At 66.5% G+C, this 24,948-nt stretch carries 24 protein-coding genes; 3 read left to right on the top strand and 21 right to left on the bottom strand.

Annotated features, from left to right (window positions below; genetic code table 11):
• The first annotated feature begins 13 nt into the window (after positions 1–13).
• Positions 14–2,878 carry an Rne/Rng family ribonuclease gene (locus tag DEH84_RS07520; protein ID WP_109036193.1) on the top strand — a complete coding sequence of 955 codons (2,865 nt, stop codon included), beginning with the start codon at positions 14–16 and terminating at the stop codon, positions 2,876–2,878.
• A 90-nt stretch (positions 2,879–2,968) separates the two neighbouring features.
• On the opposite strand, the gene DEH84_RS07515 is transcribed toward DEH84_RS07520, so the two are convergent.
• The 21 genes from DEH84_RS07515 to DEH84_RS07415 form a co-directional block, all read right to left on the bottom strand.
• Positions 2,969–3,757, bottom strand: a complete 789-nt coding sequence (locus tag DEH84_RS07515) for a PEP-CTERM sorting domain-containing protein (protein ID WP_109036191.1) — start codon at positions 3,755–3,757, stop codon at positions 2,969–2,971.
• A 137-nt stretch (positions 3,758–3,894) separates the two neighbouring features.
• Positions 3,895–5,001, bottom strand: coding sequence for a beta-N-acetylhexosaminidase (gene nagZ, locus DEH84_RS07510; protein WP_425428996.1), 1,107 nt, complete (start codon positions 4,999–5,001; stop codon positions 3,895–3,897).
• 2 nt (positions 5,002–5,003) lie between these two features.
• The gene (gene acpS, locus DEH84_RS07505) at positions 5,004–5,402 is read right to left on the bottom strand and encodes a holo-ACP synthase (RefSeq protein WP_109036190.1); all 399 of its coding nucleotides are present in this window, start codon (positions 5,400–5,402) and stop codon (positions 5,004–5,006) included.
• Entirely contained in the window at positions 5,399–6,211 is an 813-nt protein-coding gene (locus DEH84_RS07500) for a pyridoxine 5'-phosphate synthase (RefSeq protein WP_109036188.1), read from the bottom strand. Before DEH84_RS07500 ends, acpS begins: the two co-directional genes overlap by 4 nt.
• The gene (gene recO / locus DEH84_RS07495) at positions 6,208–7,038 is read right to left on the bottom strand and encodes a DNA repair protein RecO (RefSeq protein ID WP_109036186.1); all 831 of its coding nucleotides are present in this window, start codon (positions 7,036–7,038) and stop codon (positions 6,208–6,210) included. The genes DEH84_RS07500 and recO overlap by 4 nt, the downstream gene beginning before the upstream one ends.
• Before the next feature lie 3 nt (positions 7,039–7,041).
• The gene (gene era / locus DEH84_RS07490) at positions 7,042–8,091 is read right to left on the bottom strand and encodes a GTPase Era (protein WP_109036184.1); all 1,050 of its coding nucleotides are present in this window, start codon (positions 8,089–8,091) and stop codon (positions 7,042–7,044) included.
• A 57-nt stretch (positions 8,092–8,148) separates the two neighbouring features.
• The gene (gene rnc, locus DEH84_RS07485) at positions 8,149–8,964 is read right to left on the bottom strand and encodes a ribonuclease III (RefSeq protein WP_109036182.1); all 816 of its coding nucleotides are present in this window, start codon (positions 8,962–8,964) and stop codon (positions 8,149–8,151) included.
• Between the two features lie 64 nt (positions 8,965–9,028).
• Positions 9,029–9,406, bottom strand: a complete 378-nt coding sequence (locus tag DEH84_RS07480) for a DUF4845 domain-containing protein (protein WP_109036180.1) — start codon at positions 9,404–9,406, stop codon at positions 9,029–9,031.
• A gap of 11 nt (positions 9,407–9,417) precedes the next feature.
• Positions 9,418–10,389 (bottom strand): signal peptidase I, encoded by a 972-nt coding sequence (lepB, locus tag DEH84_RS07475; RefSeq protein WP_109036178.1) that lies wholly within the window; start codon positions 10,387–10,389, stop codon positions 9,418–9,420.
• 39 nt (positions 10,390–10,428) lie between these two features.
• Positions 10,429–12,237 (bottom strand): translation elongation factor 4, encoded by a 1,809-nt coding sequence (gene lepA, locus DEH84_RS07470; RefSeq protein WP_109036176.1) that lies wholly within the window; start codon positions 12,235–12,237, stop codon positions 10,429–10,431.
• A gap of 356 nt (positions 12,238–12,593) precedes the next feature.
• Complete coding sequence (locus tag DEH84_RS07465) at positions 12,594–14,117, bottom strand: DegQ family serine endoprotease (RefSeq protein ID WP_109036174.1); 1,524 nt, start codon at positions 14,115–14,117, stop codon at positions 12,594–12,596.
• A 206-nt stretch (positions 14,118–14,323) separates the two neighbouring features.
• Entirely contained in the window at positions 14,324–15,010 is a 687-nt protein-coding gene (locus tag DEH84_RS07460; RefSeq protein WP_109036172.1) for a sigma-E factor negative regulatory protein, read from the bottom strand.
• Between the two features lie 130 nt (positions 15,011–15,140).
• Positions 15,141–15,797 carry an RNA polymerase sigma factor RpoE gene (rpoE, locus tag DEH84_RS07455; RefSeq protein WP_508607930.1) on the bottom strand — a complete coding sequence of 219 codons (657 nt, stop codon included), beginning with the start codon at positions 15,795–15,797 and terminating at the stop codon, positions 15,141–15,143.
• Positions 15,798–16,649: 852 nt separating this feature from the next.
• Positions 16,650–17,894, bottom strand: coding sequence for a beta-ketoacyl-ACP synthase II (gene fabF / locus DEH84_RS07450; RefSeq protein ID WP_109036168.1), 1,245 nt, complete (start codon positions 17,892–17,894; stop codon positions 16,650–16,652).
• 78 nt (positions 17,895–17,972) lie between these two features.
• Positions 17,973–18,212: an acyl carrier protein gene (gene acpP / locus DEH84_RS07445; protein WP_109036166.1), complete on the bottom strand. Its 240-nt coding sequence runs from the start codon at positions 18,210–18,212 to the stop codon at positions 17,973–17,975.
• Positions 18,213–18,323: 111 nt separating this feature from the next.
• Entirely contained in the window at positions 18,324–19,070 is a 747-nt protein-coding gene (fabG, locus tag DEH84_RS07440) for a 3-oxoacyl-ACP reductase FabG (protein WP_109036164.1), read from the bottom strand.
• Entirely contained in the window at positions 19,067–20,014 is a 948-nt protein-coding gene (fabD, locus tag DEH84_RS07435) for an ACP S-malonyltransferase (protein WP_109036162.1), read from the bottom strand. The genes fabG and fabD overlap by 4 nt, the downstream gene beginning before the upstream one ends.
• 38 nt (positions 20,015–20,052) lie before the next feature.
• The gene (locus tag DEH84_RS07430; RefSeq protein WP_109036160.1) at positions 20,053–21,084 is read right to left on the bottom strand and encodes a beta-ketoacyl-ACP synthase III; all 1,032 of its coding nucleotides are present in this window, start codon (positions 21,082–21,084) and stop codon (positions 20,053–20,055) included.
• 11 nt (positions 21,085–21,095) lie between these two features.
• The gene (gene plsX, locus DEH84_RS07425; RefSeq protein WP_245932756.1) at positions 21,096–22,139 is read right to left on the bottom strand and encodes a phosphate acyltransferase PlsX; all 1,044 of its coding nucleotides are present in this window, start codon (positions 22,137–22,139) and stop codon (positions 21,096–21,098) included.
• A 254-nt stretch (positions 22,140–22,393) separates the two neighbouring features.
• Positions 22,394–22,576 carry a 50S ribosomal protein L32 gene (rpmF, locus tag DEH84_RS07420; RefSeq protein ID WP_109036156.1) on the bottom strand — a complete coding sequence of 61 codons (183 nt, stop codon included), beginning with the start codon at positions 22,574–22,576 and terminating at the stop codon, positions 22,394–22,396.
• Positions 22,577–22,809: 233 nt separating this feature from the next.
• A complete protein-coding gene (locus tag DEH84_RS07415) occupies positions 22,810–23,388 on the bottom strand; it encodes a YceD family protein (protein WP_109036154.1) in 579 nt (192 codons plus the stop codon).
• Between the two features lie 58 nt (positions 23,389–23,446).
• Here DEH84_RS07415 and DEH84_RS07410 point away from each other — a divergent pair, with 58 nt between their 5' ends.
• Positions 23,447–24,070, top strand: coding sequence for a Maf family nucleotide pyrophosphatase (locus DEH84_RS07410; RefSeq protein WP_109036152.1), 624 nt, complete (start codon positions 23,447–23,449; stop codon positions 24,068–24,070).
• A 48-nt stretch (positions 24,071–24,118) separates the two neighbouring features.
• Positions 24,119–24,919: an SAM-dependent methyltransferase gene (locus DEH84_RS07405; protein WP_109036150.1), complete on the top strand. Its 801-nt coding sequence runs from the start codon at positions 24,119–24,121 to the stop codon at positions 24,917–24,919.
• Positions 24,920–24,948: the final 29 nt, after the last annotated feature.

Raw genomic sequence — 24,948 nt, 5'->3', positions numbered from 1 at the left:
CTGTGGAGACCACATGAAGCGCATGCTGATCAACGCCACGCAGCCGGAAGAACGGCGCCTGGCCATTGTCGACGGGCAGAAACTGCTCGACTTCGAAACCGAGATTGAAGGTCGCGAACAACGCAAGGGCAACATCTACAAGGCCGTCGTCACGCGCGTCGAGCCTTCGCTGGAAGCCTGTTTCGTCGACTACGGCGAAGACCGCCACGGCTTCCTGCCGTTCAAGGAAATCTCGCGCCAGTATTTCAAGGAAGGCGTCGAGGTCCGGTCGGCCAAGATCCAGGACGTGATCAAGGAAGGCCAGGAGCTGCTGGTCCAGGTCGAAAAGGAAGAGCGCGGCAACAAGGGTGCGGCGCTCACCACCTTCGTGTCGCTGGCCGGGCGCTACCTGGTCCTGATGCCCAACAACCCGCGTGGCGGTGGCGTGAGCCGTCGCATCGAGGGCGATGAGCGCGAAGAGCTCAAGGAGGCGATGGACCAGCTCGAGTACCCCAAGGGCATGAGCCTGATCGCCCGCACCGCTGGCATCGGCCGCACCGCTGCCGAGCTGCAGTGGGACCTGAACTACATGCTCAAGCTGTGGACGGCCATTGATGAAGCCGCCCAGGCTGGCAAGGGTGCCTACCTGATCTATCAGGAGTCGTCGCTGGTCATTCGCGCCATCCGCGATTACTTCACGTCGGACATCGGTGAGATCCTGATCGACACGGACGACATCTACGAGCAGGCCAACCAGTTCATGCTGCACGTGATGCCCGACCAGGCGAATCGCGTGAAGCGTTACCGCGACGACGCGGCCCTGTTCTCGCGCTTCCAGATCGAGCACCAGATCGAGACGGCCTTCAGCCGCACGGTGAACCTGCCCTCGGGCGGCGCCATCGTGATCGACCACACCGAAGCCCTGGTGGCCGTGGACGTGAACTCGGCGCGCGCCACCCGCGGCGGCGACATCGAGGAAACCGCCTTCCGCACCAATCTGGAAGCGGCCGACGAAATCGCCCGCCAGATGCGCCTGCGCGATCTGGGTGGCCTGATCGTCATGGACTTCATCGACATGGAGGACAGCAAGAACCGCCGCGAGGTCGAGCAGCGTCTGCGTGACGCCCTGCGCACCGACCGCGCCCGCGTGCAGTTCAGCTCCATCTCGAAGTTCGGCCTGCTGGAGATGTCGCGTCAACGCCTGCGCCCGGCCCTGAGCGAAGGCAGCCACATCACCTGCCCGCGTTGCAACGGCACCGGCCACATCCGCGATACCGAGTCGTCGGCGCTGCAGATCCTGCGCATCATTCAGGAAGAGTCCATGAAGGACAACACCGCCGCCGTGCACGTGCAAGTGCCGGTGGAAGTGACCTCCTTCCTGCTGAACGAGAAGCGCACCGAGATCACGAAGATCGAGCTCAAGCAGCGCGTGACCGTGCTGCTGGTGCCCAACAAGCACATCGAGACCCCGAACTACAAGCTGGAACGCCTGCGTCACGACGACCCGCGTCTGGAGAACATCCAGGCCAGCTACACGATGATCGAGGAGCCGGAAGACGAGGTGGGCATCACCCGCCGCGAGAAGGCCAAGCCCAAGCAAGAGCCGGTGATCAAGGGCGTGCTGCCCGACCAGCCGGCCCCGGTGGCACCGCCTAAGCCGGAAGTGGTCCAGGCGCCGCCCCCCGCGGCCGTGCTGCCGCCGCCGGTCGTCACGCCGACGGCACCGCAGACGGGCGGCTTCTTTGGCTGGATCAAGCGTCTGTTTGGCGCTCCGGCCGCAGCCCCCGCACCGGCCACGGTGTCCCCGGTGGCCACCCCGGCCAGCACGGACGAAGGCAAGGAGGCGAAAGCCGGTGGGCGTGATGGTCGCAAGGACGGCCGCCGCGATGGCCAGGGCCGCCGCGGTGAACGTCAGGGCGGTGGTGAACGTGGTGAGCGCCGCGAACGCAATGGCGAGCGCGGCACGGAAGGCCGCGGCGGGCGCAATGGCCGCCGCGACGACCGCCAGCCGGGCGAAGGTGCCACTGAAGCGACGAACGAGAACGCGCAGCGCGGCGAGGGTCGCCGTGGGCGCGGCCGGGGTGGTGACCGTCCGCAGGGCGATCGCCCTGCACTGAACCGCGAAGCGATCGCCGCCGAAGCCGCGGCCATCGGTCAGGCTGTGGCCGCCGGTGACGTGCAACTCGAAGGCACGCAGCCTGCGGCAGCCGAGGGCGAACGTGAAGGCGGCCGCCGTCGTCGTCGTGGCGGCCGTGGCCGTGGCGAACGCGAGGAAGGCACGCTGACGGCAGAAGGCAACGCACCGCAAGCATCGGACAACGAAGGTGAAACCAGTTCGGCCCCTGAGGGCGAGGTGCGTGCTGACGACGCGGAAGGCGGCGATGACGCCGGCCGGCCGCGCCGCAATCGCCAGCGCCGCGATCGCCGCGAGCGCACCGATGCCGTGGTGACCGAGGACGTGACGACAACCGACGCGGTCGCCGCTGAGAACGCCGCTCAATTGCCGGTGGCCGAGCCCGCCTCGGTGGCCGCTCCGGTGGCCGTTGCGACGGAAATCGCCGCACCGATGGCAGCCCCTGCTGAAGTGGCAGCAGACGTTGCCGCTCCGGCCGCGGTGGTGGCGGAGGTCGCTGCGCCAGTTGTCGAGGCAACTGCACCGTACACGCTGCCGATCGCGGACTTGCAGGCCCTGGCGCAGGGTGTCGGCCTGGAGTGGGTCAACTCCGATGCGGACCGCGTGCGTGCGGTTCAGGAAGCGATCGCCAACGAGCCCAAGCCTGTGCGCGTGCCGCGCGAGCGCAAGCCCGCTGTGGTGCTCGACGAAGGGCCGTTGATTCTGGTCGAAACCCGCAAGGACCTCGCCCAGGTGACGCTGCCGTTCGAAACGAACGTACACTGAGGCGAAACAGAAAAGGCCCGTGAGGGCCTTTTCTTCTTGCTGCACAGAGGCCGGGGCTCCCCGGCTTTTTTTGCGCCGTCCGATGCGCTTTTACCCCTGGCGAGCGCGCTTGCGGGTCGCAGCACCACGCCCACGAAGACCAATCAGCACCCCCGCGCCGGCCAGCACCAGAGCCAGCGTCTCGGGTTCTGGCACAGCAGCGACCTGGGGCGTGATGGTGATGCGCTCGATGTTGAGGTAGGCCTCGCCCAGATCCATTTCCTCGCGATAACGCGGCACTTGTTCAATGGTGCAAGTGGACGGATCCAGCGGGTCGGTGCAGGTTTCGACCTCATCGTAGCCATCCAGCACGGTGACAAACGAGATGTCGCCGGTCGCGCTGAACGAGCCGCTCACGGACGTGCTACCGCCCGCGAAGGGGGTGAAGCCGCTGACGCTGAAGGCCTCGATGCCCGAGGTCGCGTACAGCAGGCCGGCCACATCGACGCTCCCCGGCGTCTCGATGCTGTAGTTGCCTTCGATGGTGACGGTGTAGCCCGTCAGCACGTAGCCCGTCGCAGCAGAGAGCGTGATGGGCAGGTGGAAAGCACCGGACAGCGTCTGCGGCGTGAAGTCGGTGTAGGACGTCGCGTAGACACCCAGACCGCTGAGGAAGCCCACGTCCAGGCCGCTGGCCGAAGTCGTGTAGCTCACCTGGCCCGGCGTCAGGTACTCGGTGTTGACGCCGCCGAACGACGTGGTCTCGTAGCTGTAGGAAGCTGCCTCATCGTCGTAGCTGAGGGTGAAGCCCGTGCCATCAAAGGTGTTGGCGGCAAAGGCTCCAGAAGCCAGACAGGACAGCACGGCCACGACGGTGGCGCGCGGAACGAAACAGGACATGGTCCACCCTTGAGGTTGGTTATGGTGCGGCGATGCTAGGCGTCACACCAGACGAACCCCATCCCGACGGTTAGGGGGCTCGCTCAAGGGGAAAAAAGGAAGGCGGGCACACTGATTGCCACATCCTCCTTCGCGTCTCAGCCGGGCAAGCGGGCCAGCGCCTGCAAATACGGTGCGTGGTGCATCAGGTCATCCCACGGCAGTGGCGCGGTCTGGGGCAGCAAGTCCAACCGCCGCGCCTCGCTGTCGGCACTGGCCGTCCAGCGACCGGCCTGCAGGGCCGCACTCAGACCGTCCAGCAGAGCGTCCACCGGCTTGCCGCCGCGCAGCGACTGATTGCACAGCAGCACCAGGTCACACCCGGCGTTCAGGGCGGCAATCGCGCCTTCGGTGTGGCTCCCGGCCACGCTGGCGCCCTCCATGCTCAGGTCGTCACTGAAGATGGCGCCGGTGAAGCCCAACCGGCCGCGCAGGATGTCCTGCAGCCAGCGTTTCGAGAAGCCTGCGGGCGCCGGATCGACCTTCGGGTAGATGACGTGCGCGGGCATCACGCTGGTCAGCGAGGTGCTCAGCCAGTCATACGGGCGGGCATCGTCAGCCAGGATGGCCTTGAGGCTGCGCCGGTCGACCGGCACCGCCACGTGGGAATCGGCCTTCACGAAGCCGTGGCCGGGAAAGTGCTTGCCGCAGTTGGCCATGCCGGCCAGCAGCAGGCCGTGCATGACGCTCTTGGCCAGCACGGTCGCCACACGCGGGTCACGGTGGAAGGCGCGGTCGCCGATCACGCCACTCTCGCCCCAGTCCAGGTCGAGCACCGGCGCGAAGCTGAAGTCGACGCCACAGGCTCGCAGTTCGCTGGCCAGCACGTAGCCACAGGCTGTGGCCGCATCGGTGGCCGCCATGGCGCCTGCACCCTCCGCGCCCTTGCCGTCGTCCATCCACATCTGGCCCAGGCGGGCCATGGGCGGCAGGTGCGTGAAGCCGTCGGTGCGGAAACGTTGAACGCGCCCGCCCTCGTGGTCGACACAGATCAGCACGTCGGGGCGGATCGCCTTGATCTCGGCGCACAGGGCGGTGAGTTGCGCGCGGCTTTCCCAGTTGCGTCCGAACAGGATGAGGCCGCCCACCAGGGGATGGGCCAGCCGGCGACGGTCGTCGTCGTTCAGGCTGAGGCCTTCGATGTCGAGAACGACCGGGGCGTGCTCGATGGTGGCGGGCTGCGACGTGGTTTTCTTCATGCTCATGGTCAGGTGGAATGGGTTTCGATCACGACGAAGGCCTGGGCCAGGTCGCCCTCATCGGTGACCGTGACGTGGGCACGCCATTGGCGGGCCTCGAACCAGGCTTTCAGCTCGCCGTCGAGGACGATGACGGGCTTGCCGCTGGCGTCGTTGAGAATCTGACAGGCGCGCCAGGTCATGGGCCAGTGGATGCCCAGGCCGATGGCCTTGGAGAAAGCCTCCTTGGCGGCGAAGCGCGTGGCGAGGTAGCGCAGGCCACGCAGCGGCACCTTGGCGCGACGCGCCCGGAAGACCGCCAATTCGCGGTCGCCCAGCACCTTTTCGGCAAAGCGGTCACCGCGCCGCTGCAAGGCGGCTTCGATGCGACGGATGTCGCACAGGTCGGTGCCGACGCCGGTGATCATGCCGTGCGCGCGCGGATGGCCTCGCCCTTGAAATCGGCAATGGCCTGACGCAGGCCCACGAACACCGCCCGGCCGATGAGTGCATGCCCGATGTGCAACTCGCTCACATCCGGCAGCGCGGCCACGATGGCCGTGGAACTGGGCTCGCTCGGATCGCGGCCGTCAGGCAGGTCGGACGAGAGCGCCAGACCGTGGCCCGCGTGCGTGCGCAGGCCCAGGCTGCGGCCAATGCGCACGCCCTCACGGAGGCGGGCCAGTTCATGTTGCAAGGCGACCTGGTCGCCGGCCCACCACGCGTTCGCCAGGGCACCGGTGTGGAGCTCGACGCAGGGCGCACCGGCGCGGGCCGAAGCCTCGATCTGCATCGGATCGGCGCCGATGAACAGCGAGACGCGGCTGCCGGCGGCGGCCAGGCGGGCACAGGCTGCGGCCATGCGGTCGAACTGCCCCGCCACGTCCAGCCCGCCCTCGGTGGTCACCTCCTGACGTCGCTCGGGCACCAGGCAGACGTGTTCGGGGCGCGTGCGCTCGATGATGTCGAGCATTTCGTCCGTCACGGCCGCCTCGAAATTGATCGGCACCGGCACCTGCTGCTTCAACCGCACCACATCTTCGTCGCGGATGTGCCGGCGGTCTTCGCGGAGATGGAAGGTGATGATGTCGGCACCGGCCTCGACGGCCAGCATCGCCGCGCGCACCGGATCAGGAAACACCCCGCCCCGGGCGTTGCGCACCGTGGCGACATGGTCAATGTTGACGCCCAGCAGGGGCGCGTTCAAGTCGGTCAGGAGGGTGCCGGAGAAGGTCATGGTTGCTGGAGTTCGAGCATGAGCGCGCGGGTGCGCAGCGTCTGAGAGCCCAGATGATAGTGAATGAGCGAGCGGGTCATCACCTTGAGCTCGGACAGGGCCGGGATGCAGGCGGCCATCAGGGTGGGAATGACGGAAGGCTGCATGCCCCCCGTCTCGTAAAGAGGCGAGGTCAACGCCCGCGACGGCGCCGCGACAGAAGCCAGGGCCGCCTCGATCTCCAGCAGCACGGCGCCTGCCACGGTCAGGGGGCCGGCACCGGGCTCCATGTCGGCGGGCTGGGCCTGAACGCCCAGTTCAGGGTGCAGCGCATAGGCCTGGCCAGGGGCCACCGGCAGGCCGCTCACGGTCTCGGCGGCCAGATCCGGCAGGTGGCCCAGTTGGCGCAGCAGGTGCAGCTCGAAGGCCCGCAGCGCGGCGGGCAGCAAGGCCGGATCGGCCATGGCCTGCAGTGTCTGGGCATAGGCGTCGAACAGCGCCGGATGGGGATCATGGCGCACCATCAGGCGCATCATCAGCTCGTTGACGTAGAAGCCTGGCAGCAAGGCGCTGCCGCCCGGCCACGCGGGGCCGCCGGCCCATTCCGCCTGTCGAACCAGCCACACCTCGGCATCTTCGGAGCGGCGCGCGCCAAAGGTCACGATGAGCCGCTGAAACGGCAGCAGCACCGGCCGCAGCTGGGAGTACGGTCGCTTGGCCCCTTTGGCCACGGCCACCACGCGACCATGGTCACGCGTGAACAGCTCCAGAATCAGGCTGGATTCGCTCCAATCGTGGCTGTGCAGCACATAGGCCGCCGAGCCCGCCCGCGAGGCCGCGCGTGCCACCGCTTATTCGTAGCCGTAGGTGCGCAGGCGGGTTTCGTCGTCGGCCCAGCCCGAGCGCACCTTCACCCAGACCTCCAGGAAGACCTTCACGCCGAGCAGGCGCTCCAGCTCCGTACGGGCCTCGGTGCCGATGCGCTTGAGGCGCTCGCCCTTGTCACCGATCACCATGCCCTTGTGCTGTTCGCGCTCGACGATGATGGTCGCGGCGATGCGGGTCAGGCCCTTGGCACGCGGCTTGTCGGGCGGCGGCGGCTCTTCGGCGTAGGCGTCGATGACCACGGTGGAGGTGTAAGGCAGTTCGTCGCCGGTGAGGCGGAATAGCTTCTCGCGGATGATCTCGCTGGCCAGGAAGCGGTCCGTGCGGTCTGTCAGCGCCTCGGCGTCGTACCACCAGCCCTGCTCGGGCAGATAGGGGCGGACGATGCCCAGCAGACGGCGGGTGTCCGCCTCCTTCTGGGCCGACAGCGGCACGAACTCGGCGAACGGGTGGTGGGCCTGCATGGACTGCAGCCACGGGAACAGGTCTTCGCGGCGGTGCACCAGATCCAGCTTGTTGGCCACCAGAATCACCGGCTTGTCCTTGGGCAGCAGGGCCACCACCTTGGCATCGTCCGGACCATAACGGCCGGCTTCCACCAGGTACAGCACCACGTCCACGTCCGACAGCGTCGACTGCACCGTCTTGTTCAGGTTGCGGTTCAGCGCCGCGGTGCCCCGCACGGTGTGGCGCGTCTGAAAGCCCGGCGTGTCAACGAAGACGAACTGGGTGTCGTCCTGGGTGCAGATGCCGGTGATGCGATGCCGTGTCGTCTGCGCCTTGCGCGAGGTGATCGACACCTTCTGGCCCACCATCGCGTTCATCAGCGTCGATTTGCCAACGTTCGGGCGACCGACGATGGCGACCAGACCGCAACGCTGGCTGCCCGAGGCAGCGGCCTCCCCGCCCCCCTGGCGAGCCAGGGCCATGCCGGAGAGCATGGCCTCCAAGTCCGGGTTGACGGCGTCGGTCTGGGGGCTCGGTGTGTCGGGGGTAGAAGCAGGCTTGCGGGGCATGGGGGGTGTTCAGGCGGGGCACGGCGGCCCACAGAAATAAACGGGGACGAAGCGGGGTCAGCCAGCTGCGCCTTCATCATCGGGTGTGCACGTCGGGCGAGCGCGCGCCTTGCGCACCACCACTGTCGGTGCAACGCGGGCCGGCTTGGGCAGATCCCGTGCGGGCGTGGCCTGCAGGCGGGTCAGCACCGCCTGGGCGGCAGCCTGCTCGGCTGCACGACGCGACAGGCCCTCGCCGGTCTCGCTCATTTCCATGGCGGGCAACTCGCAGGCCACCACGAACACCTGCTCGTGCGCGCGCCCCCGGGTCGAATCGATGCGGTAGGTGGGCACGGCCATCTTGCGCGCCTGCAGCCATTCCTGCAAGGCGGTCTTGGCATCCTTGCTCCAGCCTTCCATGGTGGTCTCGGCCACCAGGGGCTCGAACAGCCGCAGGACCAGGTCACGCGCGGCCTCAAAACCGGCATCGAGGTAGACCGCCCCGATGATCGCCTCCAGGGCGTCGGCGAGAATGGAGGGGCGCTGTGCGCCGCCGCCCTTGGCCTCGCCCTCGCTCAGGCGCATCACGTCCGGCAGGCCCAGTTGGACGGCCAGGCGGTGCAGCATGTCCTGGCGCACCAGGTGAGCGCGCACGCGGGTCAGGTCGCCTTCATCACTGCGGTCGAAGCGCCGGTACAACAGGCCCGACACCCCCAGGCTCAGCACCGCGTCTCCGAGGAACTCGAGCCGCTCGTAGTGCTCGGCCCCGAAACTCTTGTGCGTGACGGCACGCGCCAGCAGGCGGGGATCGGCAAAAACGTGCCCCAGCCTCGCCTGCAGCGCCTGCAGGGGGGGCGGCACCGAGGTGCCACGGGACGGGTCAACAGCAGCCATCAAAACAAAGCGGGCCTGAAGCCAGGCCCGGTGCAGAAAGAGAAGCCCACACGGGGCGAACAGATCACTTCGACTGACCTTCGAACTTGATCAGCAGGTAGACCGGCGAGATCAGTTCGATTTCCCGGTCGTAAGCAAAACGCACCACCACGGTCTCACCTTCCTTGGTGATCTCGAGATCCCGGCCGGTCAGTGACGTGACGCCGTACTCGACCTGGCGCGAGCGCTCGAACGACGCGCGGATCTCGGGCACGGTGCTGCCCCCCTCCTTCGCCACCTTGTTCACCATCGAGACGATGGTCCGGTACTCCGTCACTGCCGGGATGACCTTCATGATCACCAGGGCCGCCGAGCACAACAGCACTGCCCAGAAAAGCAGACCGATCAGCGTCACGCCCTGCTGGGCGCGGGAGGAAGGAACGGAACAGGACGTCGAATGCATGCTGCGAGTGGTCAGTTGAAGAAGCCGATCCGCTTGAAGTCGCCGAAGTTCATCCAGATCACGAAGGCCTTGCCGACGATGGCATCGTCCGGCACGAAGCCCCAGAAGCGGGAATCCTGCGAGTTGTCGCGGTTGTCGCCCATCATGAAGTAGTGGCCCGCGGGCACCTTGCAGACCACACCCTCACCACTGTAGCGGCAGAGTTCCTTGTTCGGGAAGTCGAACACGGCCTGCGGAGGCACGAACGGCGGGCGGTCCTTGTCGACCAGGATGCGATGCTCGACCTGGCCCAGCTTCTCGCTGTACTGGTCGAAATAGCGCAGGGTGTCCTCGTCGTAGAACTGGGGCAGTTGCGATTGCTCGACCGGCTTGCCGTTGACCGTGAGCTTCTTGTTGATGTAGGCCACCTCGTCACCCGGCAAGGCGACCACACGCTTGATGTAGTCCAGGCTCGGGTCCACCGGGTAGCGGAACACCATGACGTCGCCACGCTGCGGCTCGTTGTTCGAGATGATCTTCTTGTTGATCACCGGCAGGCGGATGCCGTAGTGAAACTTGTTCACCAGAATCAGGTCGCCGACCAGCAGCGTCGGGATCATGGACCCCGACGGGATCTTGAAGGGCTCGAACAGAAACGAGCGCATCAGGAACACCGCACAGATCACCGGGAACAGGCCCGCGGTCCAGTCCAGCCACCAGGGCTGCATCAGCAGGCGTTCACGTGCCTGGGTGATGTCGGTGTCGACCTGCGTGATGCCCTGCGCGGCCAGCTGGGCACGCCGAGCGTCGTTCTGCTGCGCCAGCTGGGTCGCCGCGGCCTCGCGGGCCGGCTTGAAGCGGTAACGCTCGGCCAGCCAGTAGCCCAGCGTCACCACCGTCAGCACGAACAACAGCAGGGAAAAGTTTCCATGCCACCGACCGGTATACCAGCCCCCCAGATACACGGCCAGCGCCGCGTACAGCAATCCGGTGATCAGACTCATTGATGCATTTCTCGTTGTTGTCTCGTGCCGCGCGCGGGATCAGTCGTCGACCTGCAGAATGGCCAGGAAGGCTTCCTGCGGAACCTCGACCGAGCCGATCTGCTTCATGCGCTTCTTGCCGGCCTTCTGCTTCTCCAGCAGCTTGCGTTTGCGTGACACGTCGCCGCCATAGCATTTTGCCAGCACGTTCTTGCGCAGCGCCTTGATGTTCTCGCGGGCGATGATGTTGCCGCCGATGGCCGCCTGGATGGCCACGTCGTACATCTGGCGCGGAATCTGTTCGCGCATCTTGGCGGCCACGGCACGGCCGCGGTAGGCGCTCTGCGCGCGGTGCACGATGATGGACAGCGCATCGACGCGGTCGCCGTTGATCAGCAGGTCGACCTTCACCACGTCGGAGGCGCGGTACTCCTTGAACTCGTAATCCATCGAGGCATACCCGCGCGACACCGACTTCAGCTTGTCGAAGAAGTCCAGCACGATTTCGGCCAGCGGCATTTCGTAAGTCAGCATGACCTGACGACCGTGGTAGGCCATGTTCAACTGCACGCCACGCTTCTGGTTGGCCAGCGTCATGACGGGGCCGACGTAGTCCTGCGGCATGTACAGGTGCACGGTGACGATGGGCTCGCGGATCTCCTTGATGCGCGCCACTTCCGGCATCTTCGAGGGGTTCTCCACCTCGATGACGTCGCCGCCGTTGAGTTCGACCTCGTAGACCACGCTCGGCGCGGTCGTGATCAGGTCCTGATCGAATTCGCGCTCCAGGCGCTCCTGCACGATCTCCATGTGCAGCAGGCCCAGGAAGCCGCAGCGGAAGCCGAAGCCCAGCGCCTGCGACACCTCGGGCTCATAGCGCAGCGAGCTGTCGTTGAGCTTGAGCTTTTCCAGTGCGTCGCGCAGCTGGTCATACTCGCTCGCTTCGGTCGGGTAGAGACCGGCGAACACCTGGGGCTGGATTTCCTTGAAGCCGGGCAAGGCCTCGGTGGCCGGGCCGGCGTTGTTGGGCAGCTTCTTCTCAAGGGTGACCGTGTCGCCGACCTTGGCGGCGGCCAGCTCCTTGATGCCCGCGATGATGAAGCCCACCTCGCCCGCGCGCAACTCGTCACGCGGCGTCGACTTGGGCGTGAACACGCCCAGGTGCTCCGCCGGGTAGACGGTGTTGGTGGCCATCATCCGGATGCGCTCGCCCTTCTTGAGCACGCCGTCGACCACGCGCACCAGCATCACGACGCCCACATAGTTGTCGAACCAGGCGTCAATGATCATGGCACGCAGCGGCCCATCGGCATTGCCTTTCGGGGGCGGCATGCGCTTGACCACGGCCTCCAGAATCTCGTCGATGCCCATGCCGGTCTTGGCCGAACACGGGATCCCGTCGGTGGCATCGATGCCGATGACGTCCTCGATCTCTTCCTTGGCGCGCTCGGGGTCGGCCTGCGGCAGGTCCATCTTGTTCAGGACGGGCACCACCTCGACGCCCAGGTCGAGCGCGGTGTAGCAGTTGGCCACCGTCTGGGCCTCCACGCCCTGGCTGGCGTCCACCACCAGCAGTGCCCCCTCGCAAGCCGACAGCGACCGGCTGACTTCATACGAGAAGTCGACGTGCCCCGGCGTGTCGATGAGGTTCAGGTTGTAGACCTGGCCGTCCTGCGCCTTGTACTGCAGGGATGCCGTCTGGGCCTTGATGGTGATGCCGCGCTCTTTCTCGATGTCCATCGAGTCCAGAACCTGGGCTTCCATCTCGCGGTCGCTCAGGCCACCACAGCGCTGAATGATGCGGTCGGCCAGGGTGGACTTGCCATGGTCGATGTGCGCAATGATCGAGAAATTACGGATGTGGTTCATAAAAAAAAGGCACGTCAAAAGGAGTGACGCGCCTTCCAACAAAAACGTATGGCAACTGCTTGTTGGACTTTCATTGTATCGAAAAGCCCTTCCAGGCAAGCCGCGTCCGTGCCGTACCCGGGGTCGTTGCGACCCGCCAACATGAAAGTTGCCCACACTTTATCCACAAATCCTGTTGTCAATTTGTGGACAAGAAGGCTCTCCTCCCTCGGAGGTTGGCGGGGGCGAAGCGGCCGATTGTATCGGCATTCCGCTGGTGTCAGCGGGCCCGTTTCACGGCCCCCCGCTCGCGCCAGCAAAGGTACAAGACCCTTTGGGGCGCCGGGTTATCGCACCGATTGCCCGGCGTCGCCCGGTCAGCGCGCCTGCGGGCGGATCACCACGTACTGCGCCCACTCTCCACGGCGCACCAGCACGCTCAGGGGCCGGGTCTTGTCGACCTTGGCGAGCATGCCTTCGAACTGGCGGGTGTCGGCCACCTGCACATTGGCGACCGCCAGGATGACGTCGCCCTGGCGCAAGCCCGCGCGGGCAGCCGGCCCCGTGGCGGCCTCCACCATCACGCCGCCGTTCAACCGCAGGTCGCGTTTCTGCGCCGCGGTGAGGTCGGCCAGCGACAGCCCCAGCGAGTCTGCGGCCAGCTTGGCGGGCGCCTGGCTTTCGGCCTTCGGCTGCTGAGCCGCATCCAGTTCAGCCACGGTGATCGACAGGTCCTTGTAGGCCCCGCGGCGGAACACCTGCAGCGTGGTGCGGGTGCCGGGCTTCGTGCCTGCGACCAGGCGCGGCAGATCCTGGGCTTTCTCGATCGTCTGCCCGTTGAACTTGGTGATGATGTCACCGGCCTCGAGCCCGGCCTTGTCTGCCGGCGTGCCCGCCTCGACACCCTGAACCAGCGCGCCTGCCGGTTTGCCCAGGCCAATCGACTCGGCGACTTCCTTGGTGACCGGCGCGATCGACACCCCGATGCGGCCCCGGATCACCTTGCCACCTGAGCGCAGCTGCTCGGCCACCTTGACGGCGTCGTCGATCGGGATGGACAGCGAAATGCCCATGAAGCCCCCCGAGCGGCTCAGGATCTGGGAGTTGATGCCCACCACTTCGCCACGCATGTTGATCAGCGGCCCGCCCGAGTTGCCCGGGTTCACGGCCACGTCGGACTGGATGAAGCGGATCTCTTCACCCGTGTCACGCGCCTTGGCGCTCACGATGCCAGCGGTGACGGTGTTCTCCAGGCCGAACGGCGTGCCGATGGCCATCACCCACTCACCGACCTTCAGGCGCCCAACGTCACCGACCGTGACCGCAGGCAGGCCCTTGGCTTCGATCTTGAGCACGGCCACGTCGGTGCGCTTGTCTGCACCCACCACCTTGGCCTTGAACTCCCGCTTGTCCGTCAGGTGGACGTAGACCTCGTCTGCGCCGTCGACGACATGCGCGTTCGTCATCACATAGCCGTCGCCGCTGAGGATGAAGCCGGAGCCCACGCCGCGCGGCCGCTCCTCGCCCGGCTGGTTGCCAGGCTGGGCGCGCTTCGGTTGGCTGGGCAACGGGGTGCCGAAGAAGCGGCGGAAGAACTCCCGCATCTGGGCGTCGGCCTCGTCACTGCCATCATCGGAGTCCGTGACACGCTGCGTGGTCCGGATGCTGACCACCGACGGGCCGACCCGGTCGACCAGCTCGGTGAAGTCCGGCAGGCCCTTGACCAGCGTGGGCGCGTTCGGCGCGGCCGGGATACCCAGCGCGGCGGCCGGCTGCTGGGCCTGCGAGGCATGGGGAAACAGGCTGGAGCTCAGAACCAAGCCGACGGCCGATACCACGGCACCCACAACCAGGGTGCGACGGATGACCGAAGGGGTGCCAGGCTGAGAAGAAAACGTCATGCAGTAGACCTCGTGAAACGAACAAGGAATGAAACCACAACGTTGGAGACAGATCACCCGATGACAGTTCTCGGGCAACGTTCGCTGTGACGGTAAATGCTCGTAAAGGAGCGCAATGCAAACAGGGCGGCATCATGCCACCCTGTTCGTGAACTGCAAGTCGGTGAGGCGGTGCGCGCACCGTCCGACCGATGCCGGCCGGCGTCTCAGGGCGCGGTGTAAACCGCCTGGCGCGCCAGGCCGCCCGTCGACGAGAAGGTGACGGCCCCGCCTTCGACGCTGCGGGCAGAAACCGGCTCTTCGGCGCGTGGATCGCGCAGAACGTGCACGGGGGTGACCGCACCGCCGGCATCAGGGCGCGAGAAGCTGGGTGCCCGCTCAAGGCTGGCGCCGGCCACAGGCCAGGCACCGGCGCCCTGCCCGGCATTCAGCGACAAGGTGCCACCCTGACCACTGGAAGCCATGTCGACACGGCCATCGCCCAGATCCACCCCGGTGTTGAGCAAGGCCGCAACCACCGCAACAAAGCTGGCGGCAACGGAAATCGGGCCGGCCCAGCGGCGGCGATGCAGGGCCAGCGGCGCCGCCATGTCCGGCCGCGGATCCTGAACCGGTGCTGCGGCCGCCACGCGCCCTGGAGCCAGCACGACGGGCTCGGCGGCGAGCCGCTCACGGAAGCGCGCGAGGAAAGCGTCGCCGCGCGCCTGCGCCCCCAACTCTTCGGAGCGCATCACGTCGCCGATCAGCTGGTACTCGGCCCAACGGGCGCGCTGGTCGGCGTCGTGGGCCCAGCGCGAGCAGGCGTCAGCGACTTCTGCGCTGGTCGCCTGCCCGTCCACCAGGGCGGACAAGGCTTCGGATCGGGCGGCGTCAGATGGAATGCGGTCGGTCATGGAACGGGCTCCGGCTTCGCGGTGAGAACGAAGGTGCCGCAATCAGACCTGCTCAATGCAACAGTGCGGCGTCTCTTGTCCGATGGACCACCGAGCGCCACAAAAGTTCACCGGGCGTTTCACAAAAACTTCACCATCTTTCGCCCTGTTTCGTGTCCAGCAGAGGGCGAAGGCGCTGTGCGATGGTTTCGCGGGCCCGGAAGATCCGCGACCGCACGGTGCCGATCGGGCAGTTCATCAACTCTGCGATCTCGTCGTAGCTGAGGCCCTCGATCTCTCGCAGCACGATGGCCTGCCGAAGGTCTTCCGACAGCGACTCGATCGCCTCATTGACGGCCTCGGCCACCTGCCGACTGGCCATCACGGACTCGGGCGTTTCGCCATCGCTGAGTTCATTTTCGACGCGGGAGCCATCGGCATCCTCCTCATCCAGCGAGGCCAGCGCGGACTCGGTCATCACCGGGTCGCGCTGCAGACCGATGATCGCCTTCTTGGCCGTGTTGACCGCGATGCGGTAGAGCCAGGTGTAGAACGCGCTCTCACCGCGGAAGTTCGGCAGGGCCCGATAGGCGCGGATGAAGGTTTCCTGCGCAATGTCTTCCACCAGATCGGTGTCCCGCACCATGCGGGCGATCAGGCGTTCGATGCGGCGCTGGTATTTCACCACCAGCATCTCGAATGCACGCTGGTCCCCTCGCTGCACCCGCTCGACCAGCGCCGCATCGACGTCCGGCGTCACGGGGCCGGTGCGACCGAGGTCCGCCACATCGGGCGCAATCGGTTGCACGGCCGGAGCCTCCGCCGGCGGCGGAACATCACGCGGCATCACCGCCCCCTCCGATCCGACTCGATCTCGGTGGGCGGAAAGAGCGACGAGGGCGAGAACCCGCGCTGACCGTGCGACTTCCCTGGCGTCGCGCGACCTGAGTCGGCGCCACGAAAGCGCCTGAAGGCTTGAATCATGTGTTGGCGTGCAGTCGGAGAGGCCGGCAACCCGGCCACCGGCAGTGATGATGCCATCATCCTCCCCGCTTCGCCCTCCCCGATTGGTGTCGAGGTGCGTCGGGAGGCGCCCCGCGCCGAGAGCGACAGCAGGACCCTTAGCCGATGCACTGCAGAGCCTTGTCGATCAGGAACCAAGCACCAGATCGGGCGCCGCGCTGGAGCAGACCGCGGCGTGACTTTCAGAAGCATCCACTGCTGCAGGTCCAGTATCCGCTCCACCTCGGCGTCGACGCCGCAATCGGGCAGCCGCCATGGCGACGAGCTCGCGTCGCTCGAAGCTGGATCGGCGGATGCAACGGCGGACCATTGCAGCAACACGGTTTCGGTCTTGCCGCCTCGAAGGGCTCGCCACACAGGGCGGACCACCGTCCACGCCCATGCCAGCATCCCAAGGGTGGTCAGTGCCATCCAGACACCATGCGGTCCCTGCCCTCGACGCCACCCTTCCAGGGTCGACCACCACCAGGCACAGGCCAGCGCAATGAGGCTCAGGACGCAGAGACGGGCGGCCCGGCGCCATCCCGGCGCCGCCGACAGCCCGACCGGCAGATGCCATTCAGCGGGCTGGGCCAGCTCGGCAGGCAGGCGGGACATGATCAAGCTCGCGCCTGTCAACCCGACCTGCCGGGCGCGATCACGCGCGCTTGAAGACCAGCGAGCCGTTGGTGCCGCCGAAACCGAAGTTGTTCTTCAGGGCGGCGTCGATCTTCATCTCGCGTGCGGTGTTGGCGCAGTAGTCCAGGTCGCACTCGGGATCCTGGTGGAAGATGTTGATCGTGGGCGGCGAGATCTGGTTGTGGATGGCCAGCACGGTGAACACCGACTCGATGCCACCCGCGCCACCCAGGAGGTGGCCGGTCATGGACTTGGTCGAGTTGACCACCAGCTTCTTGGCGTGGTCGCCGAAAGCGAGCTTGATCGCGTTCGTTTCGTTGACGTCGCCCAGCGGGGTCGAAGTGCCGTGCGCGTTCAGGTACTGCACCTCGTCGGCGTTCAGGCCGGCGTTGCGCAGCGCATTCAGCATCGAACGCTTGGGGCCGTCCACGTCGGGCGCGGTCATGTGGTAGGCATCGGCGCTCATGCCGAAGCCCGCCAGTTCGGCGTAGATCTTGGCGCCACGGGCCTTGGCGTGCTCGTACTCTTCCAGCACCATGACACCGGCGCCCTCGCCCAGCACGAAGCCGTCTCGGTCCTTGTCCCAGGGGCGCGAGGCCGTCTTGGGGTCGTCGTTGCGGGTGGAGAGTGCACGGGCCGAGGCGAAGCCGCCAATGCCCAGCGGCGACACGGTCGATTCGGCGCCGCCGGCCACCATGACGTCGGCATCGCCGTACTCGATCATGCGGGCGGCCTGGCCAATGGCGTGCAGGCCGGTCGTGCAGGCGGTGACGACGGCCAGGTTCGGGCCCTTGAAGCCATACTGGATCGACACGTGGCCCGAGATCATGTTGATGATCGAGGCGGGCACAAAGAACGGCGAAATGCGACGCGGACCGCGGTCGGTGTAGTCCTTGTGGGTGGCTTCGATCATCGGCAGACCGCCGATGCCGGAACCCACGAGCACACCGATGCGCTCGGCCTGTTCAGGCGTCAGGGCCTCGCCCGTGGGCAGGCCCGCATCACGGACGGCCTGCATGGAGGCTGCCAGTCCGTAATGGATGAATGTGTCCATATGACGGGCCTCCTTCGCGGGGATGTAATCCTCGATGGAGAAGCCCTTGACCTCGCCAGCAAACGTGCAGGCGAGCGCCGAAGCGTCAAATTTGGTGACGGTGTCGATACCGGACTGGCCGGCGATCAGATTGGTCCATGCATCCTGCACGGTGTTACCGACAGGCGTGATCAGGCCCAGGCCTGTGACAACGACGCGACGACGGGTCATGCTTGACTGTGTGCTAAGTATTCGGTTGTGAACAAGGCCCCGCCTCGTGGCGGAAGCCTTGTCACGGACACGCGAAGGTCAGGCCTTGGCGTGGGCCTTTGCGTAGTCGATCGCCAGCTGAACAGTGGTGATCTTCTCGGCTTCTTCGTCGGGGATCTCGATGCCGAACTCGTCTTCGAGGGCCATCACCAGCTCGACGGTGTCCAGGGAGTCTGCGCCCAGGTCGGCCACGAAGGCCTTTTCGTTGGTGACTTCAGACTCGGCCACACCGAGTTGTTCGGCAATGATCTTCTTGACGCGTGCTTCGATATCGCTCATGACTCCTCCAGGAGGTGGTGCAAACAAACCAGGGATTTTAGCTGCTCAGCGTGTCAAATCGCTGAAGCCGCTTTGGAAACGAAATTGAGATTCCCCAGAAACATCTCAAATTCAATTCATGAACATGCCGCCATTGACATGCAGTTCGGTGCCGGTAATGTAACCAGCCTGGGGCGAAGCCAGGAAAGCCACCGCTTCGGCGATGTCTTCCGGCTGCCCGAGGCGACCCAGCGGAATCTGTGCCTTCAGGGCAGTGTGCTGCTCGTCCGACAGGGACTTGGTCATGTCGGTGTCGATGAAACCCGGGGCGACGCAGTTGACCGTGATGCCACGGCTGCCCAGTTCGCGGGCGAGCGCGCGGGTCATGCCGGCCACACCGGCCTTGGCGGCTGCGTAGTTGGCCTGTCCAGGGTTGCCGCTGGCACCCACCACCGAGGTGATGTTGACGATGCGGCCGTAACGCTGCTTCATCATCGGGCGCATCACCGCGCGGCTCATGCGGAAGACGGCCTTGAGGTTGGTGTCGATCACCGCGTCCCAGTCGTCGTCCTTCATGCGCATCGCGAGCGTGTCGCGGGTGATGCCGGCGTTGTTGACGAGCACGTGCAGCGCGCCGTGTTCCTTGACGATGGCGTCCAGGGTGGCGTCGACCGCCGCAGCGTCGGTCACGTTCAGCACGAGGCCCTTGCAGCCCTCGAACGCCGACAGCCCCTCGGTGATGGCCTGTGCGCCGGATTCGGTGGTGGCGGTGCCGTACACCTTCACCCCGCGCTGGGCGAGGGCCACGGCAATGGCGCGGCCGATGCCGCGGCTGGCGCCGGTCACCAGCGCGATCTGTCCTGTGTACTCGTTGCTCATGCTGCGTTGCTCAGTAGGGCCTGGGCCTCGGCCAGCGAGGCCGGGTCGAAGATGGTGGTGGTGACGAGGTCGCCGTCGATGCGCTTGACCATGCCGGCCAGCACCTTGCCCGGCCCACACTCGATCACGTGCGTGAGACCTCGGGCCTTAAGGGCCTGGATGGCCTCGACCCAGCGAACCGGACCGAAAGCCTGACGGTACAGCGCATCGCGCAGGGCGTCGGCTTCATTGACCACGGCCACATCGATGTTGTTGATCACCGGCACACCCGGTGCGGCGAAGGCGGTGGCGGCCAGCTTTTCCTTCAGGCGCTCTGCGGCCGGCTTCATCAGGCTGGAGTGGAACGGTGCGGAAACGGGCAGCGAGAGCGCCCGCTTGGCGCCCGCGGCCTTCAGCACTTCACAGGCTTTCTCGACACCTGCCTTGGTACCGGCGATGACGATCTGCCTGGGATCGTTGAAGTTCACGGCCTCGACAGCCTCCCCCACCTCGGTAGCAGCCTGGGCGCAGCCGGCCTTCACGGCTTCGGCGTCCAGCCCCAGGATGGCGGCCATGCCGCCCGTGCCGACGGGCACGGCTTCCTGCATGGCCTGGGCACGGAAGCGCACCAGTGGCAGCGCGTCCTTCAGGCTCAGGGCACCGGCTGCCACCAGCGCGGTGTACTCGCCCAGCGAGTGGCCGGCGACGGCGGCCGGCGTCAGGCCAGTCTCGGCGAGCCAGGCGCGCCAGCAGGCCACGCCCGCGGTCAGCATCACGGGCTGGGTGTTGGTGGTCAGGTCCAGGGCTTCCTTCGGGCCTTCGGCAATCAGCTTGCCGATGTCTTCGCCAAGGGCCTCGGAGGCCTCGGCCAGCGTCTCGCGCACGGCGGCGTGGTCGCCCCAGGCGTTGAGCATGCCGACGGCCTGCGAGCCCTGGCCCGGAAACACGAATGCAAATGCGGTCATGGATGTCCTCGTTCTTGTTACTGCTTGGCGGCCGTTGCTCAGAAATCGATGAGCGCCGCGCCCCAGGTGAACCCGCCACCGACGCCCTCGAGCAGCAGGGTCTGACCACGCCGGATCTGGCCGGTGCGCACACCATGGTCGAGCGCCAGCGGCACCGACGCAGCGGACGTGTTGCCATGCTGGTCGACGGTGACGATGACCTTGTCGCTGGACAGCTTCAGCTTCCTGGCGGTGCCCTGCATGATGCGCAGGTTGGCCTGGTGAGGAATGAGCCAGTCGATGCACGACGCATCGCGACCAGCCTTGTCAAGGACCTCGTGGGCAGCCTTGTCCAGCACATTGACCGCGAGCTTGAACACGGCCTGTCCGTCCATTTTAAGGGTGGCATCGCCCAGGATTTCGCCACCGCTGACGTTGCCAGGCACATTGAGGATGCCGATGTGCTGACCGTCGGCATGCAGACAGGTTGAGACGATGCCCGGGGTGTCGGAGGCCTCGAGCACCACGGCCCCTGCCCCGTCGCCGAACAGCACACAGGTCGTGCGATCGTCGAAGTTCAGCAGCCGGGAGAAGACCTCGGCGCCGATGACGAGTGCGCGACGGGCCGACCCGGATCGGATCATGGCGTCGGCGACGGTCAGGGCGTAGAGGAAGCCGGAGCAGACCGCCTGGACGTCGAACGCAGCGCAGCCGGCGATGCCGAGGTTGCGCTGGATGTGGCAGGCGGTGGAGGGAAAGACCAGATCCGGGGTGGACGTGGCGCAGATGACGAGGTCGATGTCGGCGGCGGTGATGCCGGCGGCCTCGATGGCCTGGAGGGCGGCCTGGGTGCCGAGTGCGCTGGATGGCACATCGGGTTCAGCGAAGTGGCGAGCCCGGATGCCGGTGCGCTCGACGATCCACTCGTCTGATGTCTCGACGCCGCGCTGAGCGAGCTGGTCGACGAGATCCTGGTTGGTGAGGCGTTTCGGGGGGAGGTAACTGCCAGTACCCGCTATGCGAGAAAAGCGGGACCCCGCAGTGGCTGCCGGAAACGAAGAAGGTGTCTGTTTCGTCTGGCTGGATGACATTGAGAAATGGATCAGGCCGCCTGCCCCACACCCGCCGCGCTGTCCTGGTCTCCTGATGGGAGGCTGTCCAGCGTGGCCGCGATCTGGTCGTGTACCCGATCCAACAAGCGATGACGGGCGGCATCATACGCGCGATTCAAGGCGTGCTCGAACGCGAAGGCATCTGCGGAGCCATGGCTCTTGAAGACCAGGCCTCGCAGACCAAGCAGCGCGGCACCGTTGTAACGACGGTGGTCGACGCGCTTCTTGAACTGGTTCAACACCGGCATGGCCACCAGGGCGGCCATTTTGGTGAAGATGTTTCGGGTGAATTCCTGCTTGATGAAGGTCGCCATCATCATGGCGAGGCCTTCGGAGGTCTTCAGGGCCACATTGCCGACGAAACCGTCGCAGACGACGATGTCGGACGTGCCCTTGAAGATGTCGTTGCCTTCCACGTTGCCGTGGAAGTTCAGCAGACCACGCTCGTGCGCGGCGCGCAGCAGCTCACCGGCCTGCTTGATGACTTCGTTGCCCTTGATGACCTCTTCGCCGATGTTCAGCAGGCCCACAGTGGGGTTGTCCTTGCCGTCGACGGCGGCCACCAGGGCGCTGCCCATCACGGCGAACTGCAGCAGGTGCTCGGCCGAGCAATCGACGTTGGCACCCAGGTCGAGCACGGTGGTGAAGCCGTCCTTCTGGTTGGGCATCACCGTGGCAATGGCCGGGCGATCGATGCCTTCGACGGTCTTGAGCAGGTAGCGCGCCACCGCCATCAGGGCACCGGTGTTGCCGGCCGACACACAGGCGTGCGCCGCGGCAGGCTGGTCGGCCGTGGCCTTGACCTGCGAAATGGCCACGCGCATGGACGAGTCCTTCTTGCGGCGCAGCGCGACCTCGACGGGATCGTCCATCGTGACGACCTCGGAGGCGTTGACCAGCGTGACGCGGGGCCAGTGGGCCGCAGGCCGGATGGCCTCCGGCAGACCGACCAGAACCAGTTCGGCGTCGGGGTGGCGAGCCAGGAAGGCCTGGCAAGCCGGCAGCGTGATCGACGGACCGTGGTCACCGCCCATGCAGTCAACGGCAATGCGAACGGGCGACAGCACGCCAGAAGCGGTGCGGCCGGCGGACGAGTGCGATGACAAGGCGGAGGACGGAGTGACGGTCATGGGCTGGATCGGCGTTCGGAAGAACTGCGGCGGTCAGAGCGCGGCGCAGACTTCCCGTCAGGCAAGGCAGGTGGTGCCAAAAAACAAGGGCTGGCGAACCGACAGATCGGTTGTCCAGCCCTGTGCAGCACCGAACCCGGGGGCCGGGCTCAGGCAGATCAGGCGTCGGCCTTGGTCTTGAGGACCTTGCGACCACGATAGAAGCCGGTGGGGCTGATGTGGTGACGCAGGTGGGTTTCGCCGGTGGTGGCCTCAACCGCGGTGCCCGGGGTGACCAGGGCATTGTGCGAACGGTGCATGCCACGCTTGGAGGGCGACTTCTTGTTTTGCTGAACGGCCATGATGGACTCCGATGAGGGCGGACAAACGCCCGCAATTGTCAGACCACACCCGTTGCCGACGAATCAGCCAGCCGCACCCTGTGTTGCCACAGGCCTGCCTGCCACTGCCGTCAGCCGCCTTGCAGTCCGCAAGTGTTGAAGACAACCGGGCCGCTGCCTGAATTCGCCATGAATGCAAGGCGGGCAACCCGGAAAACCATAGATTCTAGCACGGCTTCATTGCCGCATTCAAATCAGCTGCCGCCCTTTTTCAATTGGGCCAGGACCGCAAAGGGATTCTTGCGCTCGCCCGACTCGGCGGATTCCTCCGCGTCGGCGCTGTCGTCGTCCTCGCTGCGCATATGTCGCTCGACATCGGTCGGGCAGCGATCATGGCGGGGCACGATGGGCGAGGCCATGATCAACTCGTCTTCGACCAGCTCGATCAGGTCGAACTGACGCGCCATGGCCAGGACATCGTCATCCGAATCGGCATCGAGCTCGGCCGCTGCGGCCTCGTCGGCCACAAAACGGATGGAACGTTCGATGGCGACCGGGAGTGTCACCGCATGCAGACAGCGCTGGCACTCCCAGGCGAACTCGCCTTCGGCCCGCAGATCGAGCCAGCGTTGGGGAGCACCCACGCGCTGCGGCACCGTGCGACCCACAGCCTGCCAGCGCACCGGCGGCAGCGCGGACAGATCGGCGTCTTGTGCCAACCCCTCGGCAAGGCGGGCCAGATCGGCCACCGCCGTCTCGCCAGACAGGCTTTCGCCCGATTCGATGAAGGCCCCGATGTCCAGCTTGCGGGGCGCCCAGGTGCGTGCTTTCATGGCAGAAGTGTAGGACAAGCGCTGCAGCAGGCACCCGTATACCGGGGACAATGGCGGGATGAACCTCCCCCCCGTGTCTCCTGCGGCGCCGCCGCGGCTCGTGCTCGGCTCGACCTCGGCCTACCGCCGTGATCTGCTGCACCGGCTGGGCTTGCCCTTCGAGGTTCGTTCGCCTGGCGTGGACGAGGCGGCGCAGGCCGGCGAAGTCCCCAGGACCCTGGCCGGACGGCTGGCGCTCGCCAAAGCACGGGCGGTGGCCGCTGCCCTGCCGGACAGCGACGTCGTGGTCATCGGCTCCGACCAGGTCGCCGACCTGCACGGGCAGGCGCTCGGCAAGCCGGGCGACCACTCCGGCGCGACCGCCCAGTTGCGCGCGATGCGCGGGCAGACGGTGCACTTTCACACGGCGTTGACGGTGTACCGCCCCCGGACCGGCTACGAGCGGACGGTGATCGAAACCGTGTCGGTGGACTTTCGCGACCTGAGCGATGCCGAGATCGAGGCGTATCTGCAACGCGAGCAGCCGTACGACTGCGCCGGCAGTGCCAAGGTGGAGGCGCTCGGCATCACGCTGCTGTCACGCGTGGCCTCCAACGACCCCACCACCCTGATCGGCCTGCCGCTGATTGCCCTGTGCCAGCTGCTGCGCGAAGCAGGACTGGACCCGCTCGCGAACGCCTGACCCGGCCGACCGCCCCCCCTTCTTGCCTTTCTTTCTTGAAGACACCCCATGAGCCAAGCCTCTTCACGCCGCACCGGCCGCCTGCTGCTGATTCCCAACACCCTCGATCTGGGCCACGCCGAGGAGGACGGCCCGCTGCCGGACATCCGCATGGTGATTCCGCATGGCGTGATCGAGACGGCGGCCTCGCTGAGCCACTGGGTGGCGGAGAACGCCAAGACGACACGCGCCTTCCTGAAACGCGTGTCGGAGGTGGTGCCGCTGCAGACGCCGATGCAGGAGCAGCGCATCGAGGTGCTGCCGCGCCCGGCCAAGGGCGGCGCCAAGGGGGGGCAAGGCGATGCGGGCGAGGTGCTGCTCAACCTGTTGCTGCCGGCACTGGAGGGGCACGACATCGGGCTGATCTCCGAAGCCGGCCTGCCGGGTGTGGCCGACCCGGGTTCGGCGCTGGTGAAGGCGGCACACCAGGCCGGCATCGAGGTGGTGCCGTTCTCGGGGCCGACCTCGCTGCTGCTGGCCCTGGCCGCCAGCGGCCTGCACGGCCAGAGCTTCGCGTTTGCGGGCTACCTGCCCACCGAAACGGCTCAACGCGCGCAGCGGATCAAGGACCTGGAGACGCAGTCTCGCCGCGCCCACCAGACGCAGATCGCCATCGAGACGCCCTATCGCAATGTGGCGCTGTGGGAGGCCCTGGTGCAGCACCTGCAGCCGACGACACAACTGAGCGTGGCCTGCGGCCTGACGCTGCCCGGCGGCTTTGCCCGCACGGCCACCGTGGCGCGCTGGCGCGAGCAGCCGTTGGCCCTGCCCGACAAGGTGCCGGCCGTATTCAGCTGGCTCGCGGCGTGAGCCAGGAAGCCAGCCTGCGTCGCACAGGG

This window comes from Aquabacterium olei, from assembly GCF_003100395.1.
Taxonomy (GTDB): domain Bacteria; phylum Pseudomonadota; class Gammaproteobacteria; order Burkholderiales; family Burkholderiaceae_C; genus Aquabacterium; species Aquabacterium olei.
The sequence above is the reverse complement of the archived record's forward strand: the minus strand, read 5'-3'. Positions and strand labels throughout refer to the sequence as shown.

What these genes read in the sequence shown, in the direction of transcription:
- DEH84_RS07430 (WP_109036160.1), bottom strand. Translation starts at nt 21,084, where the DNA reads ATGTCATCCAGCCAGACGAAACAGACACCTTCTTCGTTTCCGGCAGCC.
- lepA (WP_109036176.1), bottom strand. Translation starts at nt 12,237, where the DNA reads ATGAACCACATCCGTAATTTCTCGATCATTGCGCACATCGACCATGGC.
- DEH84_RS07520 (WP_109036193.1), top strand. Translation starts at nt 14, where the DNA reads ATGAAGCGCATGCTGATCAACGCCACGCAGCCGGAAGAACGGCGCCTG.
- DEH84_RS07500 (WP_109036188.1), bottom strand. Translation starts at nt 6,211, where the DNA reads ATGACCTTCTCCGGCACCCTCCTGACCGACTTGAACGCGCCCCTGCTG.
- DEH84_RS07405 (WP_109036150.1), top strand. Translation starts at nt 24,119, where the DNA reads ATGAGCCAAGCCTCTTCACGCCGCACCGGCCGCCTGCTGCTGATTCCC.
- acpS (WP_109036190.1), bottom strand. Translation starts at nt 5,402, where the DNA reads ATGATCACCGGCGTCGGCACCGACCTGTGCGACATCCGTCGCATCGAA.
- DEH84_RS07410 (WP_109036152.1), top strand. Translation starts at nt 23,447, where the DNA reads ATGAACCTCCCCCCCGTGTCTCCTGCGGCGCCGCCGCGGCTCGTGCTC.
- fabF (WP_109036168.1), bottom strand. Translation starts at nt 17,894, where the DNA reads ATGACCCGTCGTCGCGTCGTTGTCACAGGCCTGGGCCTGATCACGCCT.
- DEH84_RS07515 (WP_109036191.1), bottom strand. Translation starts at nt 3,757, where the DNA reads ATGTCCTGTTTCGTTCCGCGCGCCACCGTCGTGGCCGTGCTGTCCTGT.
- lepB (WP_109036178.1), bottom strand. Translation starts at nt 10,389, where the DNA reads ATGAGTCTGATCACCGGATTGCTGTACGCGGCGCTGGCCGTGTATCTG.
- rpmF (WP_109036156.1), bottom strand. Translation starts at nt 22,576, where the DNA reads ATGGCCGTTCAGCAAAACAAGAAGTCGCCCTCCAAGCGTGGCATGCAC.
- fabD (WP_109036162.1), bottom strand. Translation starts at nt 20,014, where the DNA reads ATGACCGCATTTGCATTCGTGTTTCCGGGCCAGGGCTCGCAGGCCGTC.
- DEH84_RS07415 (WP_109036154.1), bottom strand. Translation starts at nt 23,388, where the DNA reads ATGAAAGCACGCACCTGGGCGCCCCGCAAGCTGGACATCGGGGCCTTC.
- plsX (WP_245932756.1), bottom strand. Translation starts at nt 22,139, where the DNA reads ATGGGCGGTGACCACGGTCCGTCGATCACGCTGCCGGCTTGCCAGGCC.
- DEH84_RS07480 (WP_109036180.1), bottom strand. Translation starts at nt 9,406, where the DNA reads ATGCATTCGACGTCCTGTTCCGTTCCTTCCTCCCGCGCCCAGCAGGGC.
- rnc (WP_109036182.1), bottom strand. Translation starts at nt 8,964, where the DNA reads ATGGCTGCTGTTGACCCGTCCCGTGGCACCTCGGTGCCGCCCCCCCTG.
- DEH84_RS07460 (WP_109036172.1), bottom strand. Translation starts at nt 15,010, where the DNA reads ATGACCGACCGCATTCCATCTGACGCCGCCCGATCCGAAGCCTTGTCC.
- DEH84_RS07465 (WP_109036174.1), bottom strand. Translation starts at nt 14,117, where the DNA reads ATGACGTTTTCTTCTCAGCCTGGCACCCCTTCGGTCATCCGTCGCACC.
- acpP (WP_109036166.1), bottom strand. Translation starts at nt 18,212, where the DNA reads ATGAGCGATATCGAAGCACGCGTCAAGAAGATCATTGCCGAACAACTC.
- fabG (WP_109036164.1), bottom strand. Translation starts at nt 19,070, where the DNA reads ATGAGCAACGAGTACACAGGACAGATCGCGCTGGTGACCGGCGCCAGC.
- era (WP_109036184.1), bottom strand. Translation starts at nt 8,091, where the DNA reads ATGCCCCGCAAGCCTGCTTCTACCCCCGACACACCGAGCCCCCAGACC.
- nagZ (WP_425428996.1), bottom strand. Translation starts at nt 5,001, where the DNA reads ATGAGCATGAAGAAAACCACGTCGCAGCCCGCCACCATCGAGCACGCC.